Genomic DNA, 17,479 nt, shown 5'->3' with positions numbered 1-17,479 from the left:
CTGGCGGTCGGTAATGAAGGCTGATTCTCCGTGGTATTGAATGTCCTATTCTCCAAGGAATGGCATCACGCCGAGAGCGCAGAAGAATGCTCTCGCCTAGTCTCCGAGGTGATGGAGAACCTGGAGTTCGAAGACTCGTCAAGCAAGTGGGTCGCACCCGGCGAGGATGCATGGTTCTGTTTTTCGGATCGTCGTTTCGAAAGCGTGACGGTCCAAAACAGCCCGGATACGTATCTTCGGGTTGCTGTAAACAGGTCGACGGGCTATGGGGCTCTGATGTGGTTCGCCACGGATCGACGCCCTGGCAGGTCTGAGATATTTGACTACACCTGGCTTTCAGATAACCCGGAGCCACCCAATTTTGATCCGAGGGTCGTCGCGGATCCAGGCCATCCACTGTTCCATCACCCTCGGAGCACTCTCCCACTTGACCGTGTTCGGCTGGTATTGGAGGAGTTCTGTCGAGCGGGCAGTGGAGAAAGGCCGAAGTGCATTCAATGGGTCCAAGGCGAATTGAACGGGCAACGACTGGGTGAAGAGCCCGTCGTGGACTTCGTTGACACTTCCGACCTGACGGATCCGTGGGCGTGAGGTATAGCACCAGCCGCGAGGAAGTCGAGAGATATCGGATCCTCGCCGATTTCTTCCGAGGAGTGATCGCCGAGAATCTCGCGGAGGCAGATTCCATGGCGTGAGTGGAAATAGGGCAACGATGTCCTGATAGCTGAGATGCCTGGGCTCTTGCGGGCCCAGGAATCTCGCTCTGTCGACGTGGTCTAAGGCCACTTGACGGCAACGCTGACGGCAACGTCAGCGGACGCACAGAGCCCCCACCCGTGGTTCGCGGTGGGAGCTCTCGCGCTTCTGCGTCGTGTGTCAGCCGGGTGCAACTGTGGCTGTCGGCGGGGCTTTGGGATCGTCGCCATCTCGCAGGACGTCGGTGAGTTGGTTGATGGCGTCGTGTTGGAGGCGCAGGCGGACGTGGGCGTAGACCTGGGCGGTGATGCCGATGTTGGCGTGGCCGAGCAGTTCCTTGATGGTGACGGGTTGGACGCCCTGTTCCAGGAGCAGCGTGGCGCAGGTGTGGCGGAGGTTGTGGAAGCGGATTCGTCGGATGCCTGCCTGGTCGAGTAGTCCGGTGAATCGCCGGGCGACGTCGCTGGGGTCGAGTGGTGTGCCGATACGGGTGGTGAAGATCATGCCGTTCTCCCGCCATCGGATCCCGGCGGCCGTCCGCTGACGCTCCTGCTCTTGGCGGTGTTGTTCGAGGACGGCCAGGCAGGTGGTGGGTAGGGCGATGCGTCGTTCGGCGAGCGCCGTCGGCCACCGGACGAGCGAGCGCAGCGAGCCTTGATGAAGTAGGGGAAGGGATGGGAACTCGGGTGAGTGGTGGGTGACTGATGGTGGTGAAGGTGCGGCTCGAAGGACAGGCACACGAGCCAGCCATCAAAGACTTCGCCGGACTAAGACCATCGCTTGGTGATCATTGCTGGAGACTCCGGGGCCGCCCACACCTGGATACGAATCTTCTCAGTTGTCTCGGGGCTCTCGTCGGAGTCGACGTCGGCCTGAGCTGCCCGAGCCAAGTTGCTCCGGGACACGCGGACGCGGTTCCAGCCTGACGCGACCTCGAACGTAGCCGCATCGGGGGCGTAGTCCGTGCAGCCCAGAACCATCAGGCGACCCGACGACACATCAAGGCTGGCCTCAACAACGTGATCGAATGCCGAGCTGTCATCACTCGGCTCCTGAGGCAGGACGACCACAGTGACGGATACGTTGACATTGACCACCGTGCCGATACCCAGCGCATCCTGTGCAACCGCGAGGTGATCGGCAACGGCCTGGTCCGTCCACGCGTCGCTTAGATCACCGTCCGAATCCGCATCGGATACGTGTATCTGGAAGTAGTCGGCGAAGAGGGTGAGCTCTGTCGTTGTCGTCACGGCGGCAGAGTGCCATGCAGCACTGACAGCCGGAGATGCGATAGCCGTCCACGCTGTGGATCAGACGGCGCCCGTGCCCCCGGCGTGCCCGATCGCACGGGGAACCGCGGGGAATCACGGTGCCGAGCGGGCGCCGCACAACGCGACGACCCCTGACCGTATCGCCTGGTCAGGGGCCGTTCGCCTGCGCGGTGGGTGTGGGATTTGAACCCACGGTGACTCGCGCCACGACGGTTTTCAAGACCGTCCGCCGGTAGGGGCCGTCACTTCCGAGGCTGTCACTTGGCGCTGGGCCGTCCGACGTCGCTCGACAGCAGCCGACGACGACTGATGGCGACCCCTCAGACACCTACGCGCATTGCCCTGACCAGTGAAAACGCAGGTCACCGAGATCGGCGACAAGACCCAGAAGAACTGAACGACCACGACCCCAGACCAGGCAAGCCACCGGCCAAAGATCGCGCCCACGCCTGCTCGGTAGTGTGACCGGCCGTGGACTCCGACTCGATGCCTGAAGGCTCCCAAACCCAGGCCGCTATGCGGGCGCGTGCTCTGCCAGTGATCGCGGCCAGTCGCGTGGACGCCATCGTCTCACTCCATGCAGAGAAAATCGGAGACGCCGAGGATGCTTTCCCAGCCGTTCAGGCGGTGGAGTCGTTCTGGCGGGAGCTCAACGGTCACGGAGACGACGCTGCCTTCAGACGGGCCGCTCGCCCCAGAGTGGTCGACTTGCAGGCTGCGGCAGCTCGATCCGAATCCCCGTGGGCATCAGCAGTTTAATCTCCGGATGGAAGCGGGATCCGGCGCGATGCATTACCGCCGAGCGATGAAGGAGTGGATCCGGCGGGCTTGAACCCTAGCGCGGTGGCGGAACCGGGGACACTCCTGCTTCTGTGCTTTCGACAGGCCTTGCATACGGCACCGCACCACAAGCGCACCAGAACGAGCGGGGAGCCGCGGGGAATCACGGTGAAAGCAGCCGGGCTCGACGAGGCTTCATCAGAACCGTTCGCCCAGGTCAGTGCCCAAACCGGCCCCCAATGATCGCAGCCTCCCAAGCTGAGTGTGTTTGACCGGCGGTCCGCGATACGGTGCAGCTTCGCGTGACGACCTTCGAGGGGGCCCGTGAACTTTCGGATTGACCGTCTCGCTCGTTGCGTGACCGCGGTCCTCCTGAGTCTGGCCGTCCTCTGCATCGCCAGCTGCAACCCGGATCCGACTGACTCCGAGAACGTCGCCCCGATCGCACTGACGAATGACACGTCCAACGCCGTGCACATCTTCTGGTGTGCTGGCGATGGGGACAACGAGTGCGCAGAACAGCGCAGTCTGGGAGTCATCGCAGCGAGGGACACCCGCTATGTGCAGATTTCGTCCTACGAAGTGCTACTGCGGATCAAGCCAACCTCAGGCTCATGGGGATACGTCTGTGAAGATGGCGCCCCGGGTAGTCGGATAGCCCTGAGCGCGTCGTATCCCTCGATGAAGTCCGCATACAACCACTGCTCCGACGGGTCGCGCCAAGCACGACGGGCTGAGCGTCACACGTCGCCGGGTCGTGCGCCGGGCAGGCACCGACCGAGTGTCTGACTTCGCTACCGCAGGTCGCCTGCATCGCTTCGGGAGGAAGAGATCGCGTGCCACAGCCGTGCCGGATTCAGGGGTCAGCCGCAGTCAACAAGGGTGACTGGCGGGCATATCCATGCCTACTGGCTCGGCCGTAGACGCCGCAGGTCAAAGGCGAGGCAGCCTTACCGCTCTCCTAAAGCGGTGCTCGCGGGGAGGGCCAGGGCCTGCTCAAACTGGCGTGGTTAAGGGGCAAGGCAACCGCTCCGGCCGGCCGTATGCCGGTACGCGGGTCGACAACCCGCAGGGCGGGCACGGTTGTTGACGGCAACGGTGACGGCAACCGGGACGCACTCCAGCACACACCGGCGGATGCCGACGCACCGTTGATTTGTCCCTCACCTGCGAAAACCCAGGCAGGAATGACCCGGCTTCCACACGTACTATGTGGAGGCCGGGGACACGCCCGTCCTCGTCCACAACTGTGATGTCGCAACCGAAGACGACACACGTCTCGCCATGGACCGGGCGGAAGAGCTTCAGTCGGGGAGAAATGACTACTGGAAAGCCGACAAGAGGGGAACGACGGCGGTTATCGGAGTCTGGAACTCGCTCGAAAAGAAGCTGACGAATCGGATCGGGATCAATGGCTCCGGGGCTATGTCGGAAAACTTTGTCCTGCGTGAGGGTCAGGAGTTCGTTCAGGCGGCAGGTCACGCCGAAGAGGGAATTCTGAATAACCTCAAAGAGCATGAACATGCGATCTTTGGAGCAGCGTCCAGGAACTTCTGCAATGAGACGTGTCATCCGATGATTCTCGACCCGGAAAACCTCAACGTTAACACGGTGGAAGTTGGCGGTGAGGGAATTCGTGGGCATCAACCTCAGAACTCGCCCTATACGCTGTTCTGGTCACCGAAGGGGTGAGTCGCCTGTGGCTAGGTATCACGACGTGGATATCCTCCGAGACGCTTCAGGGGCTGTCTTGACGGCCTTCTGTGCGGCCGTGGCAGAGCGAATGCTCGGCATGTACGCGCAAATGGTTGATGAAGACGAGTCCGGGTGGGCGGGAAATTCTTTGGCGGAGGTCTGGAAGGTTGCCGCAGGTGAGCCGGGCTCTGAAGCGTGTGCAGTGGCTCTGGAGGTGATAGAGGACGAGGCTTCCTCCGGGGAGAATTCTGATGTCGGATCTTCCTTCTACGCTGCACGGATTGTCGACCTTCTTGGATTGTCCTTGGAGTCGGCTCTGCGGCCGGATGTCACGAAGGCTGAGTTTGTGGTAAATACGGCGGAGACGCTGTTGAGCTCCCTCGACTTCGCACTCTCAGGAGAACAGGCCGTCATTTATCGCCCGGGAGAGCAGCTCCCGCCTCCCGGGCCACTGGTCTCTCGAGACGTTGTGGCCGACGCGGAATTCTTCGAAGTGCTGCGGAGAGTGGGGCTGGGTGTCGATGTCCCCGTTGTCCCGGCGGCCGTTGTGTCAGAACTCCGACGAGCATCCCGTGATGTGGGGGATGAGTACGGCCAAGCAGTGCAGGACGTCATCTGCATGGATGACTGATCGGGGTGTGTTCCACATCGATCATTCCTGACGCATTGGGCTGGTGCTCAAGAATCAATTTTTTTGGTCCACAGACTGCCCGACGCGCCGGAAGCTTACGGGGCCGTGATCACTCGCGCCAAAGCAGCTCCCGTCCAAAAGCCGCTCCGCCGACCTCATCGATACCCTGCGGATCTCTGCTCCGAAGGGATCGGCAATGGGAGACCGCACGCGCTGACCGAGATGCTCGACACCGCGCGTAGCAGCAAGCGGGTGGCCCACTGGCAAGGCTCGGCGGGCCAACCGGCAAGCCGCGTCGCGGGTGTGTCGGCGGCTGACCCTAGGGTGCCCCCGTGAATGTGGATGATCTTAAGTGGCAGTTGAGCAACCTCGGCGGCGTCCTGCCGCGGATCGTGGACGAGATCCTCGAACGCGGCGGCCTGGAGCCCCTGGTGGAGGCGGCACGGGAGCGTGAGGACTGGTTCTGCGCTGCGGGTGCGGTGCGGGGGTTGTGTGCGGTGGGGGAGTTCGGACGGGCCTGGACGGTGGTGGAGCCGTTCGCGGCTACCGGTTGGCAGCCGGCGGTGCGGGCGGGCGCCGACGTCCTGTTGCGGTGGGGCCGCGTCGACCAGGCGCTGGAGCTGGCGCACCCCAAGATGCCGCAGGAGAACGCGGTCGACGCGTGGCGGGACTACGCCGAGGCGCTGGTCCGGGCCGGGCGGGTGGACGACGCGATCGGCGTACTCGGCCCGCACCTGCGCGGCGGGCGCGTGCTGGGGGCCCTGGTGGAGATGACCGAGGGCCAGGGATGCGACGAGCGGGTGTTGGAGCTGCTGGCCCCGATCGCCGAGGAGTTCCGGCGCGACCCGGAGCAGCGCGACGACCTGTGGGGTGTCCTGCCTGCACAGGCCCGGGTCTTGGAGCGGTCCGGCCAGGCGGACCAGGCAATCCGGCTGCTCGGCGCGGACGTGGCCGCACGCCGGTACGGGCCGCAGAACAACGTCGAGTTCTATGCCGAGCTGCTGGCCCGACACGGTCGGGTCGAGGAACTTCGCGACCTTGCCGACACCCAGAGGTACGCCGCCGTACGCCCGTACGTGACGGCCCTGGAGAACCTGGGCCGAGCCGGGGAAGCGGAGGCGTACCTGCGCGACCTCATCGCCGCCAAGCATCCGGGCTGGTACGAGAGCGCACTGATGGGGCTGCTCATCCGTCAGGGCCGGGTAGACGACGCGATCGAGGCGGTGGAGCACACGTTCGACGACCTCTACGACGGGAACCTTCTCCAGGCGACCCTGACCGTGCTCGCCGACCGGGGCCTGCACGACAGGGCCCTTGGACTCACGGAAGGGCGCAGCCCCGAATTCCTGGCGGAGAACGATGAGTTCTGGCTCCGGCCCAACCGGTGGTGGCTGATGGGAGAGTCGGGACGCGCCAGGGAGGCAATCGCGGAGATCCAGGCGTTGCCGGCCGACAGGGTCGAGGACCGCGAGCTGACCATCGCCTGGCTGCTTGCCCAGGACGGCCGCGTCGAGGAGGCCATCGCCCTCCTACGCCCGTTGCCCGGCGAACGGGCCGCGACCGACCTGGCCGAACTGCTGATCCGGCAGGGCCGCCTCACCGAGGCCATTGCCGTCATCCCCGACGTGGCCGCCCAACGGGAGGAGAAACGACGCCTCCGGGCAGAGCGGTAGAAGGCCGATTCGTCCGACGCCGGCTATGGGTGCGACGACTCATGGACAGGCCCGAATTCCGCGCACTTGGAATGACGCTCCCCGCCAGCACCCTGTCACGATCAAACCTGGTCAACCTTTCGGAAGTCACGAGATGGATGGACGTCCACCACGACCTGATGGGCTTGACAGCAGGCGCGATGTCGCTGGCGCTCGGACTCAAACCCACCGCGACGGAGGATCCGTGGGCTGGGCCATTGGCGATGGTTCTTTTCACCATTGCTCTGGGGCTCGTCGTGCTCGGTCTGGTGCTTCAGGCCCGGGGCCAGGGCGGCGTCGTTCAACAGCTCTGTCCGGTTTGATCACGTGATGCCGGCTGGCACATGGCCGGTGGCGTTGCGCGCGTGATGGCAGCGGCCAGCGGGCGTGCTGATGTGTCCGGGTGAGGGCGGTGGCAGCACCAGTACGGGGGGCGCTAGCGGGGCCGCCGGCTCCGCTGTGCCCTGTGCGGCCACGAACGGGGGGCCAGGGAGCGGGTTCTCCGGTGACGCGATCGGTACCGGTGGCACCGGGGGCAGCATCGGCGGCGGTTGCGCCCTCACTTTGACCGGTGCCGGTGGGGGCGGATACTTCGCCGGCGGGGGCGGCGGCAGCGCCAGCGTCAACAACAGGGGCACCTCGGCGGGTGGAGGTGGGGGTGGTGGGGGCAGCAGCTTCGCCACCCCGTCCGGTACCGGCACAAGCTACAGCGCCTCCACCATCGGGACAGCGAACCACAACGGCCAGGTGATCATCTCCTACACCCTGCCCGCACCCACCCTGGCCATCACCAAAACCCACACCGGAAACTTCACCCAAGGCCAGCTAGGCACCTACACCATCACCGTCAGCAACACCGGATCTGGCCCTACCGACGGCACCGCCGTCACCGTGCAAGACACCCTCCCGCCAGGACTCACCGCCCGCAGCATCACCGGCACCGGATGGAACTGCACCCGGACCACCCGCACCTGCACCCGCACCGACGTCCTGGCACCAGGCGGCAGCTACCCGCCCATCACCCTCAAGGTCAAAGTCTCCTGCGGCTGCGACACACGTCACCAGATCAGGAACACCTCCACCGTCACCGGAGGCGGCGACACCACCACCCGCACGGCTATCGACCCGACCACCATCAAACGAAACAAACACTGTCACCACGACGAGCACGACCGCAGGTAAGCGATCGGTCGCGGCTGGTACAGCAGCGAAGCTCAGCAACCGCCGCGGCCGCAGCCGACCGCAACCAGCCCAAGGCGACCGGCTGACGGGCTTGGCAGCCTTCAACGGCCGTCGCGCCCATAGTTCGCACCGAGGGGTCTCATCGTGCCCGCTGCGTGCCCGTTCCGAGGGGACGCAGCGGGGAGAGCACCCGTCGAGTGAGTCCAGGCGGCCTCCCCCCACCCCCTCAGCGCGTCACCGGCAATCCCGAAGTGAACCGTGGCCCGTCCCCCCGGTGCTGGACCGGGAAAGTGACCTTCAGGCCCCGCTCCTGGCCGGCCAGGGTGAGGTAGGTGACGTACTGCAGGCCCAGGAACGCCTTCTTCGAGCCGCCCGCGGAGACGTACGGGCGCGGGAGGTTGATGACCAGCTTGCCGGGCTTTCCGCCGCGGTTTCCGTCGAAGAAGAGCAGGCGCTGGTTGGTCAGGACTATGTACAGCGGCCGGGGCGTGACCGTGGCCATCACCGTGCCCGCGCTGAGGACGCCGACCAGGGCCGCGGTGAGCGCCTGCCTGCGGACGGAGACCGAGCCGACGCCCGCCAAGGTGGTGAGCTCCACCTGCTCGCCCTGGAGCAGCAAGGGGGCTGCACCCTCCAGCAGTTGCCTGGTGCGGCGGGCGTTGAGGGCCATGGAGGACTCCGGGTCAGAGCAGGAACGGTGGAGTGTGCGCGCGGGTCGGCCCAGTGATGTGCCGGAACGGCCGATTGACGAGGCGTCAGTGGACAGCCGCGACCAGTTGGGCGCGCCGATGGAGACGGGCGGACGTTATGGAGGCTCGGTGAACGCGAGTTGGCCGGTAGGTAGGGAGATGGTCAAGCCGCGGTCGTCTTTTTGTCGTGCCGGGCTCAGCGCTCCCCGGAGAATCGCGTTGTCACAGGCCTCGCCTAATATCCGCCGCATGTCGCTCGCTTCCGCCTCCGCCTTGCCGCCTCCCGACTTCGAGGTTGCCTCCGCCTTCCCCGAGGCCGCCTGGCTGCGGCAGGCCGCCGCAGCGTGGGACTGGGCGTCCATCCGGCGGTACGTCGACGGGTTGCCGGCGGAGACGCCTCGCAGTTTCGCCGTCGGTGTGCTGTCCGAGGCGAAGGGAGTCGAGGAGTGGATGCGCGAACTCCTCACCGCCGCGCCTGACGACGTGCTCGCGCTCACCGTCCTCGGAACCCGCGAGGTGAACATCGGCTGGGAGATCAGGACCGCGGCGCGCGCCGAGCACGTCAGCCGCGAACAGTTCGCCGGGCTGCACGCGCACCTTCGGCAGGCCGAGCAGGTGCTGATACGGGCCACCGCGCTCGATCCGTCGTTCGACGCGGCCTGGGCCAGGCGCATCACCACCGCCAAGGGCCTGCAGCTCGGGCAGAACGAGGCGCGGCGCCGATACGACCGGTTGGCCGCCTACCACCCGCACCATTTCAGCGGCCAGGGCGGACTGCTCCAGCAGTTGTGCCCCAAGTGGAGCGGGAGCTGGGAGGCTGCCCACGCCTTCTCCCGAGAGTGCCTGCTGAATGCGCCCGAGGGTGCGCTGAACGGCGGGATCGTGGCCGAGGTGCACATGGAGCACTGGCTGGCGCTGCGGGGGACGGAACGCGAGGAGTACCTGCGGCAGGGTCATGTGCAGGCCGAAGTCGTCGAGGCCGCCGAGCGGTCCGCGCTCCATCCGCAGTTCCAGCGGGGCTACGGATGGGTCACCGTTCAGGGTCATTTCGCCGCCCTGTTCTCCCTCATGGGGGACCTGGCACGGGCCGCCGCCTGCTTCCGCGCGCTCGGCAACCTCGCCTCCGAGTACCCCTGGGCCTACTTCGGTGGCGACGCCGCGGCGGCCTACGTCAAACACCGCGACGCCGCCCTCGCCCGAGGCTGACCGACCATGCCCACGAACACGCCGAACAGAGGCCGAAGATGAACCCCCAGGCAGCCATCCACCTCACTGAGGTCGACGGCATACCCACCCTCTTCGCGTACGCCACCGGGCCGGTGCGCGCCGGGCTCGTCTTCCGTGTCGGCGTCGCGGACGAGACGCTCGGCCGGGCCGGTGTCACGCACCTTGTCGAGCACCTCGCCCTGCACCGTCAGGGTCTGGCCGACTACCACTTCAACGGGGCGACCAAGGGGGCCTTCACCCACTTCCACGTGGAGGGCGCCGAGTACGAGGTCGTCGCCTATCTCCAGGGTGTCTGCGCCTCCCTCACCGACCTGCCCATGGAGCGACTGGAGACCGAGAGGGAGATCCTGCGTACCGAGGAGTCCCGGCGCGATGTCGGCCAACTCCCGTTGTGGCGCTACGGGGCCCAGGGCTACGGCCTGGTCAGCTACCCGGAGTGGGGCGTGCGGAACCTGCGCCCGGACGACATACGGTACTGGGCGCAGACCTGGTTCACTCAGGGCAACGCCGCGCTGTGGATCGCCGGTGAACGCCTGCCGGCCGGGCTCACGCTCAAACTGCCCGCCGGTCCGCGTCGCCCCATGCCCGCCGTCACCTCCGCCCTGCCCGTCACGCCCGCCTACTTCTCCGACGGCAAGGGCGGTGTCCTCCTCGATGCTGTCGTCGCCGACACGACCGCTGCCCGGCTGTACGCGGGCGTCCTGGAGCGCGAACTCACCCGCGCCCTGCGCCAGGAGGGCGGCTACTCCTATACGGCGGCCACCGACTACGCCTCCCGCCGTGACGGCTTCGCTCTGGTGACGGCCTTCGCGGACGCCCTGCCCGCCAAGCAGGACGCGGTGCTCGGTGGCTTCATCGACGTCCTCGCCGGGATGCAGGTGGGCCGGATCGGGCAGGCCGGCCTCGAGGCAGTGCGCACACGAGCCGACGGGGCGTTGACCGCAGCCGACGCGGCCGCACGACGGTTGCCCGCAGCGGCGGAGGACCTGCTCGCCGGGCGGCCGCCGCGCAGCCTGGACGAACTGCGGTCAGAATTGTGGGCGGTGACGCCGGGCCATCTCCACGCGGTGGCACTGGAGGCCGCCGGGACGGCCCTGATGCAGGTGCCTGGGGGGCACAGTGCGGACTGGGCGGGGTACACGGAAGCCCCTACGAGTTCGCCGTACGCGGTGACCGGGCGGCGGTTCGACTCGGTGCGCAAAGACGGCCCGGCGCTGGTGGTGGGGGACGAGGGCGTGAGCCTGACGGTCCGGGTCAAGGACGGTTCGGAGAGCGCGGCGACCGTTCTGTACAGTGCCTGCGCCGCGATGCTGAGCTGGCCCGACGGCGGGCGGCGGCTCGTCGGGACCGACGGCATTGTCGTCGATGTGGAGCCGGGCCTGCACGGCGTCGACGCGCACACGATGGCGGCCATCGACGCGGCCGTGCCGCAGACCGCTGTGGTATGGCTGCCGCCCCGGCAGCAGCCGCCGCAACCGGAAGCGGTCGTCACGCCCGGAGAGAACGGCGGGACCGGCACCGGGACGTCCGCCCGCCCCGCCCCCACCCGGCGGACGGGACGGCAGACTGCGGCACTCGTCGTCTTCGGCGTCCTCGGCGGCCTCTGCGCCTTTCTGGCCCTTGCGTTCACGGTGTTCGGCGCCGGCGATCCGGAGACGAGCACCGGCGAGTGGGTCGCCATCGCGGGCTTCCTGTGGGGCGTCACCGCACTGCTGGTCTGGCCCGCCGTACGGATCCTGCGGCGCACTCGCCGGATGTGAGCCGCGCTGGGACGGGCACGGAGCGGTGGCCTCTACCGCAGGTATGGATTCCCGTGCAGGGGCTGAGGCCCTTGTGGCACCCCGTACGCCAGCGGGCCCTTGGGCGTCCGCTTGTCGAACAGGGCGAACAGCAGCATCCCCGTCGCCGTCAGCAGGGTCAGCACCACCGCCGCGCCCAGGACGGGATCGCCCGCACCCTCGCTCCGGGTGCCCGCCCACGGCAGGGTCACCACCTCGTAGAGCACGAACGACGCGAAGGCGCCCCAGTCCGACCGCCGCCCGCGGCGGATCGCCACGTACAGGAACGGCACCCACACCAGCAGGCCCAGCGTTCCCCAGACGAGGACCGACCAGGCGATCCGCTGGAACCAGCCGGCCTCCGCACGCTTCTCCCTCTGCATCCCCAACCCCCCACGGCCACGACGCCCGCCCATGTGCCGCCGAGGAGGCGGAGAGAGCGCAGGGGGCAAGGCTAGAGCAAGTGGCGCCCGCCCGCGGGAGGCGGACGGGCGCAAGGGGGGCCGGGGTGTGCGGCCGGATCAGGAAGCCCAGGCGGCTCAGGCCGTCTTCTGCAAGACCTCCACGATCTGCTGCGTCAGCTTCTTCGCCGTCGCCGCACCGTTGTCGTGCCCGTCCGTCGACATCACGGTCACGACGTTCGTGCCGACGCGGGCCGCGATGAGCGTGGTGCCGTTCGTCCAGGCGCTGTCGGTGAGCGTGACGGTGTAGGCGGCGTCACCGAGGCCGGACGCCGTCTGACCGGTCACCTTCACCTTCGAGTGGGTCTGGTCGTCGGTGAACGCCGCGCAGGCGGAGGCCACTTGCTCCAGGTCCTTCAGGACCGTCGCCGCGGTCGTCCCGCGGAACGTGTCGACCTCCTGCGCGATGTCCTCGGAGGTGTTCTTGTCGACATAGTCGTTCTGCGCGAAGGACACGCCCGAGAGGCCGGTGACGGCGATCCAGCTGGTGCCGTTCAGTTTGGTGCAGTCCGGCTTCGACGACGCGGGTGCGGACGACGGCTCCACGTACGTGCTGCCGGAGTCCCGGGCGCCGCTCGGGTCCACGGCGAAGCCCGTGGCGAAGAACGACGCCGGTGCCAGGGCCTTCTTGAGCTGCGTGCCCGTCAGCAGACCCGCGTTGGGGTCCTTGCTCGCCATCTGCTTCGGCTTCGCCGCATCCGCGGAGGAGTCGGACGAGCCGGAGGCGCAGGCTGTCAGGGCCAGGGCCAAGGGGAGTGCGGTGAGAACGAGTGCCTTGACGGCACGCGACGGGGTGCGCATGGAGTCCTTCTGGAGAGCTGGAGAGCTGGAGAGCCGAAGCAGCCCGGTCTGATGATGATCGCCGGGCCTGACGGACCCTATGGGGCTCGATCGGTGCGCAGGTCATGTACACGTCTACGGAAGATCAAGCGTTCGCCAAGTCCGGGCTGTGGAGGTGGTTCGCGGGGGCATCGTTCCCCGGGGCGGAAGTTTTTGCCGTGCCGTGAGGGATTCTTGTGGTGATCAAGGGGCGCCGTTTTCCGATTGCAAGGGTGCCGTCGGTTAGGGTGCCATCCACTTCGGGCGCTCAAGTCCCGTGCGTACGCGTACGCTTCCGCTGTCTCCGGACTTTCGTGCGGGCGTCGCCGTACCGGGCCCGCACCGCTCCCGGGGATCTCAGGACTTTTCTTCCGGCGGACGCCGTGTGCGTGCCGCCTGTCTGAATTGGGGTGGGGATGGCCGGCCATCGGCAGTCGAAGAAGTTCAGGTACATCTCGTGGGCCGTGGCCGGTACCGCAGTGGTCGCGGGCGCCGGGATCGCGGCGCAGTCGTCGATGGCCGCCACGACCTGGCCCGCCCAGAAGACGTACACGGGCCGCGCATTCGACACCTGCACCGCGCCCTCGCTCTCCGCGATGAAGGCCTGGAAGGGCGGCCTGTACGGAGCGGCCGCCGTGTACGTCGGCGGCAAGAACCGCGGCTGCAGCCAGCCCAACCTCACCGCTTCCTGGGTGAAGTCGGTCAGCTCGCTCGGCTGGAAGCTCATCCCGATCTACGTCGGGGCCCAGCCGTCCTGCCAGACCGGCACCAACCCCGAGAAGATGACCGCCTCCAACGCCGCCTCCCTCGGCACGAGCGACGCCTCGGACGCGGTCGCCAAGGCGTCGGCGCTCGGCATGAAGGCCGGCAGCGCGATCTACCTCGACATGGAGCCGTACGACACCACCAACAAGTCGTGCAACGACGCGGTGCTGACGTACGTGCGCGCCTTCGACAAGCAGCTGCACGCCAAGACGTACCGCGCCGGCTTCTACGGCTTCACCAGCTCCAGCGCCAAGGCCATCGCCACCGCGACGAACAAGACCGACCTGCCGGGCAACCTCTGGTACGCCCTGTGGGACAAGCAGAACACCACCACCACGGACTGGCCCTGGGCTTCGTCCCAGTTCACCAACCACAGCCGCGCCCACCAGTACATGGTCAACAGCAAGGAGACGCGGAACGGCTACACGATCACCGTGGACCGTGACGCCTGGGACGCGCCCGTCGCCATCACGGGCTGACGGGCAGGGCCGGCAAGAACGACGGGACGGGACACGAGCGTCGCCCCGATGCCCGGGAGGGCGGTGAGGCTGCTCCGGCCGTGCGCGGTGCGGGGCGGCGTAACGGCCCTTCCCTGGATGGTCCGGGGCCGTTGTGTCGCGTCCCGTCGTTCTTGCCGGCCCCGCTGTGGGCCGGCGAGCGGACAGGCGGCCCTGGTGGGTGGTCGACCGCCCACGGGCCGCTGTCCCGCTGATCTTGCTCGTCCCGCCGTCGGTGGCCCGCAGGGTGGTGTAAGCGCGGACTGTGTGACCCGGCGGCTTGGTCGTCGCTGAGGCGCGCGGGCGGCGACCGCGCAGAAAAGCAGAAGAGTAGGGAATCGGTGGTCAAACAGGTCAGGCAGGTGTCCCAGGCGCGGCCTGCGAAGGCGCCGCAGGAGGGGCGGCTCACCGCCATGGGCCGTGCGGCCGCGACCTGGCTGGGTTCGCTGCGCCGGCGCACCATCGCGCTGGCGGCGGGGTCCGTGGCCGTCGTCGTCGCGGTCGCCGTGGCCGTCGCGCTCCTGTCCGGGCAGGACGACCGGCCACCGGTCCCGGACACCCGGGCCCGTCACTACAACGACGTCGACGCCTGCCTGCTCACCGACAAGAAGGGCATCACGGGGGAGACGGCCGCCACGGTCTGGCAGGGCATGCAGGACGCATCGCTCAAGACCCACGCGCGCGTCAGCTACACGTCGGTGGCCGGTGAACAGAGTGCGGCGAACGCGCGTCCCTACCTCAACGGTCTCCTCCAGGGTTCCTGCGACGTCCTTCTCGCCGTAGGCGGCCCCGAGGTCACGGTTGCCGCGCAGACGGCCCCGCAGTACCGGAAGGTCGGGTTCGTGCTCGTCGGCACCGGGGACGGTGAGAAGCCGGCGGCCAATGTGACCGGGATCGGGACCGGCGACACCCTGCGCGCCGATGTCGCCGGAGCGGTCGAGCGGGCGGTGGACGGGCTGTCCTGACCGGCCGGAGCGCGGACGCACTCGCCCGGTCGGAGCGGTGACTCACGCGCCCGGCCCGGAGGGGTGCCGCACTCGCCCGGGGCGGATGTGGGGACGTACCCGCCGTGCCACGGTGCCCGAAGTCAGTTGGAATCGTTGGTTCGAATGGGTTGGCCAGAGCCTGGCCACTGCCTACCATCGATCATCGCAAGACTTTGTGCACCGCCGCACAATCTCCTCAGGAGGCCACCTTGCACCGCCGTCGCACCGCGATCGCCCTCACCGCCGCCCTGGCCGCGGCTCCCCTTCTCAGCGCGTGCGGCGGACCGGCCCACGCGGGTTCCGCGGCCGTCGTCGGAGGGCAGCGGATCACGGTCTCCCAGCTGGAGAGCCGGGTGAACGAGGTGCGTGCGGCCCAGCGCGCCGCCGCCACGGACGACGCCCAGTACCAGCAGGCGGTCGCCCAGACGAGCAGTCTGACCCGCGACACAGTCCACAGTCTCGTTCTCGACCGGGTCCTGGACCGCGCGGCCAGGAACGCCGGCGTGAGCGTCAGCCGTAGCGAGGTCGAGCAGATGCGCTCGAGCCTGGAGCAGCAGGCGGGCGGCGCGAAGGGGTTGCAGTCGGCGTGGCTGCAGCAGTACGGGGTGGCACCCCGGCGTCTCGACGACAGCCTTCGTACGGAGGTCGAGGCGCAGAAGCTGGCCGCCGCGCTCGGCGCCGACATGAGCACGGCCGAGGGCAAGACCGTGTTCTGGAAGGCCATGACCGAGGCGTCGAAGGAGCTCCACGTCGGCCTCAATCCGCGCTACGGCGCCTGGGATGTGCAGAAGAGCAGCCGGGTGGACGTGCCGACCCCCTGGGTCAAGGAGGTCACCGCGGCGGCGACGCAGCGGACGGCGTAGCGCGGGTGCGGTTCGGGGGCGTCGGGTGCCGTGCCGAGGCCGTCGGACGGCCTGTGGACAAAGCCCGGGGACGTCAGTGGCGTGCGTTACGTTCGAAGGGTGAACGCAACCAGCCCTCGCGACGACGGTCCGCACGCGACCGATGCCCCTGACGCGGCCGTCGGCCGAATCGTCCTGCTCACCACCAGCCACCGGGTCGCGCCCGGGCTGTTGTCCTGGCCCGCCTGGCAGGCGCTGCGCGACGCCGACCGGGTGCTGTGTGCGGACGGCGCGCACCCCCAGCTGCCCTATCTGCGTGAGGCGGGCATAGCGGTCGAGGAGGCCGCCCCGACCGCGCAGGAGTTGGTCGACGCCTGCGCCGGCGGGCACACGGTGGCCGTCGTGGCGACCGGCGAAGGCGAGCCGCAGCTCACCGACGGCCTGGCCCGGCTTGCGGGTTCGGGCCGGGTGCGGATGCCCGAGCTGGAGCTGCTCCCCGCGTCGTACGACCTGCCCGGCGCTCGTCTTCTCGACCTCGTCCAGGTCATGGACCGCATCCGCGCCGAGTGCCCCTGGTCCTCGCAGCAGACCCACGAGGGACTGGCCAAGTACGGCATCGAGGAAGCCTACGAACTGGTCGAGGCGATCGAGGCGGGCGACCGCGACGAGTTGCGTGAGGAGCTGGGCGACGTCCTGCTCCAGGTCGTCTTCCACTCCCGGATAGCCGAGGAGGACCAGGACGCGCCGTTCTCCATCGACGATGTGGCGGGCGGCATCGTGGCCAAGCTGATCCACCGCCACCCGCACGTCTTCGGCGACGAGACCGCGACGACGCCGGAGGAGGTCAAGGAGCACTGGCTGCGCACCAAGGCGATCGAAAAGCGGCGCACATCGGTGACGGAGGGCGTTCCGCTCGGCCAGCCGGGTCTGGCCCTGGCGGCCAAGCTGTCCTCCCGCGCCCGCACAGCGGGCCTCGACGTCCCGCTTCCGCAGGGCGAGGGCATCGGCTACGAACTCCTCGCGATGGCGACGCGAGCGGAGTCGGAGGGCGTGGACCCGGAGGCAGCACTACGGGCGGCGGCCCGCGCGTACCGGGATGCGATCCGGGGAGCGGAGAGCGACGACTGAGGGGTCGCGACGCGGGTCCGGGGCGGAGGCGGCTAAGGGACCGGGGGCTCTCCGGTACGCGGTTCTTGGGGGTGTGCCTGTGCCGGGTCCATGTTGATACCGGCACGGGGCTGTGCTGCTGCCAGGTGTGCGGATTACGGAGCGGGCGTGTGCCGGGTCCATGGCGGCATGACGGCGGTGGTGCTGCCCGGTGTGCGGTTCCCGGGGCGGGCCTCTGCGCTGGTCCGTGGTCGGTGACGGCATCGGGCGGTGGTGCTGCCCGGTGTGCGGTTCCCGGGGCGGGCCTCTGCGCCGGTCCGTGGTCGGTGACGGCATCGGGCGGTGGTGCTGCCCGGTGTGCG

Annotated in this window: 17 protein-coding genes; 12 read left to right on the top strand and 5 right to left on the bottom strand. The window is 68.1% G+C overall.

The genetic code is table 11. The features are described from left to right. Window positions 1-30 precede the first annotated feature (30 nt). Window positions 31-591, top strand: coding sequence for an Imm1 family immunity protein (locus ABZ904_RS26895; RefSeq protein WP_360997895.1), 561 nt, complete (start codon window positions 31-33; stop codon window positions 589-591). Window positions 592-876: 285 nt separating this feature from the next. Here ABZ904_RS26895 and ABZ904_RS26890 read toward each other — a convergent pair whose 3' ends face one another. Further along, window positions 877-1,434, bottom strand: coding sequence for a site-specific integrase (locus ABZ904_RS26890; protein WP_360997893.1), 558 nt, complete (start codon window positions 1,432-1,434; stop codon window positions 877-879). Between the two features lie 29 nt (window positions 1,435-1,463). Continuing rightward, the gene (locus tag ABZ904_RS26885) at window positions 1,464-1,946 is read right to left on the bottom strand and encodes a hypothetical protein (RefSeq protein WP_360997891.1); all 483 of its coding nucleotides are present in this window, start codon (window positions 1,944-1,946) and stop codon (window positions 1,464-1,466) included. Between the two features lie 2,013 nt (window positions 1,947-3,959). Between ABZ904_RS26885 and ABZ904_RS26880 the strand changes: the two genes are divergently transcribed. The 5 genes from ABZ904_RS26880 to ABZ904_RS26860 all read left to right on the top strand — a co-directional run bounded on the left by ABZ904_RS26880 (window position 3,960) and on the right by ABZ904_RS26860 (window position 7,946). After that, window positions 3,960-4,439, top strand: a complete 480-nt coding sequence (locus ABZ904_RS26880) for a hypothetical protein (RefSeq protein ID WP_360997889.1) — start codon at window positions 3,960-3,962, stop codon at window positions 4,437-4,439. Between the two features lie 7 nt (window positions 4,440-4,446). Continuing rightward, a complete protein-coding gene (locus ABZ904_RS26875; protein ID WP_361825928.1) occupies window positions 4,447-5,073 on the top strand; it encodes a hypothetical protein in 627 nt (208 codons plus the stop codon). Window positions 5,074-5,411: 338 nt separating this feature from the next. Beyond that, on the top strand, window positions 5,412-6,746 hold the full coding sequence (locus tag ABZ904_RS26870; RefSeq protein WP_361825927.1) for a hypothetical protein: 1,335 nt from the start codon (window positions 5,412-5,414) through the stop codon (window positions 6,744-6,746). Window positions 6,747-6,787: 41 nt separating this feature from the next. Then, the gene (locus ABZ904_RS26865; RefSeq protein WP_360997883.1) at window positions 6,788-7,087 is read left to right on the top strand and encodes a hypothetical protein; all 300 of its coding nucleotides are present in this window, start codon (window positions 6,788-6,790) and stop codon (window positions 7,085-7,087) included. Between the two features lie 241 nt (window positions 7,088-7,328). Then, a complete protein-coding gene (locus tag ABZ904_RS26860) occupies window positions 7,329-7,946 on the top strand; it encodes a hypothetical protein (protein WP_360997881.1) in 618 nt (205 codons plus the stop codon). Between the two features lie 226 nt (window positions 7,947-8,172). Here the strand turns inward: ABZ904_RS26860 and ABZ904_RS26855 are convergent, their stop codons facing one another. After that, window positions 8,173-8,616 (bottom strand): hypothetical protein, encoded by a 444-nt coding sequence (locus ABZ904_RS26855; protein WP_359406662.1) that lies wholly within the window; start codon window positions 8,614-8,616, stop codon window positions 8,173-8,175. Between the two features lie 268 nt (window positions 8,617-8,884). Between ABZ904_RS26855 and ABZ904_RS26850 the strand changes: the two genes are divergently transcribed. Together ABZ904_RS26850 and ABZ904_RS26845 are read left to right on the top strand one after the other, a co-directional pair. Next, window positions 8,885-9,841, top strand: coding sequence for a hypothetical protein (locus ABZ904_RS26850; protein ID WP_359406659.1), 957 nt, complete (start codon window positions 8,885-8,887; stop codon window positions 9,839-9,841). Between the two features lie 38 nt (window positions 9,842-9,879). Further along, on the top strand, window positions 9,880-11,622 hold the full coding sequence (locus tag ABZ904_RS26845; protein ID WP_360997878.1) for an insulinase family protein: 1,743 nt from the start codon (window positions 9,880-9,882) through the stop codon (window positions 11,620-11,622). Between the two features lie 32 nt (window positions 11,623-11,654). Here the strand turns inward: ABZ904_RS26845 and ABZ904_RS26840 are convergent, their stop codons facing one another. Both ABZ904_RS26840 and ABZ904_RS26835 read right to left on the bottom strand, forming a co-directional pair. Continuing rightward, window positions 11,655-12,023 (bottom strand): hypothetical protein, encoded by a 369-nt coding sequence (locus tag ABZ904_RS26840; RefSeq protein WP_359406653.1) that lies wholly within the window; start codon window positions 12,021-12,023, stop codon window positions 11,655-11,657. Window positions 12,024-12,179: 156 nt separating this feature from the next. Beyond that, complete coding sequence (locus ABZ904_RS26835) at window positions 12,180-12,902, bottom strand: hypothetical protein (RefSeq protein ID WP_359406650.1); 723 nt, start codon at window positions 12,900-12,902, stop codon at window positions 12,180-12,182. Window positions 12,903-13,336: 434 nt separating this feature from the next. On the opposite strand from ABZ904_RS26835, the gene ABZ904_RS26830 reads away from it, so the two are divergent. The 4 genes from ABZ904_RS26830 to ABZ904_RS26815 all read left to right on the top strand — a co-directional run bounded on the left by ABZ904_RS26830 (window position 13,337) and on the right by ABZ904_RS26815 (window position 17,138). Next, window positions 13,337-14,164, top strand: a complete 828-nt coding sequence (locus ABZ904_RS26830; RefSeq protein WP_359406647.1) for a glycoside hydrolase domain-containing protein — start codon at window positions 13,337-13,339, stop codon at window positions 14,162-14,164. Between the two features lie 359 nt (window positions 14,165-14,523). Continuing rightward, window positions 14,524-15,147, top strand: a complete 624-nt coding sequence (locus ABZ904_RS26825) for a hypothetical protein (protein ID WP_361825923.1) — start codon at window positions 14,524-14,526, stop codon at window positions 15,145-15,147. Window positions 15,148-15,377: 230 nt separating this feature from the next. Next, entirely contained in the window at window positions 15,378-16,031 is a 654-nt protein-coding gene (locus tag ABZ904_RS26820; protein ID WP_361825921.1) for a SurA N-terminal domain-containing protein, read from the top strand. A 99-nt stretch (window positions 16,032-16,130) separates the two neighbouring features. Beyond that, complete coding sequence (locus tag ABZ904_RS26815) at window positions 16,131-17,138, top strand: nucleoside triphosphate pyrophosphohydrolase (protein ID WP_359406638.1); 1,008 nt, start codon at window positions 16,131-16,133, stop codon at window positions 17,136-17,138. Window positions 17,139-17,479: the final 341 nt, after the last annotated feature.

Source organism: Streptomyces sp. NPDC046900, from assembly GCF_040644975.1.
Classification (GTDB): Bacteria; Actinomycetota; Actinomycetes; order Streptomycetales; family Streptomycetaceae; genus Streptomyces.
This window is presented reverse-complemented; position numbering and strand designations above follow the sequence as displayed.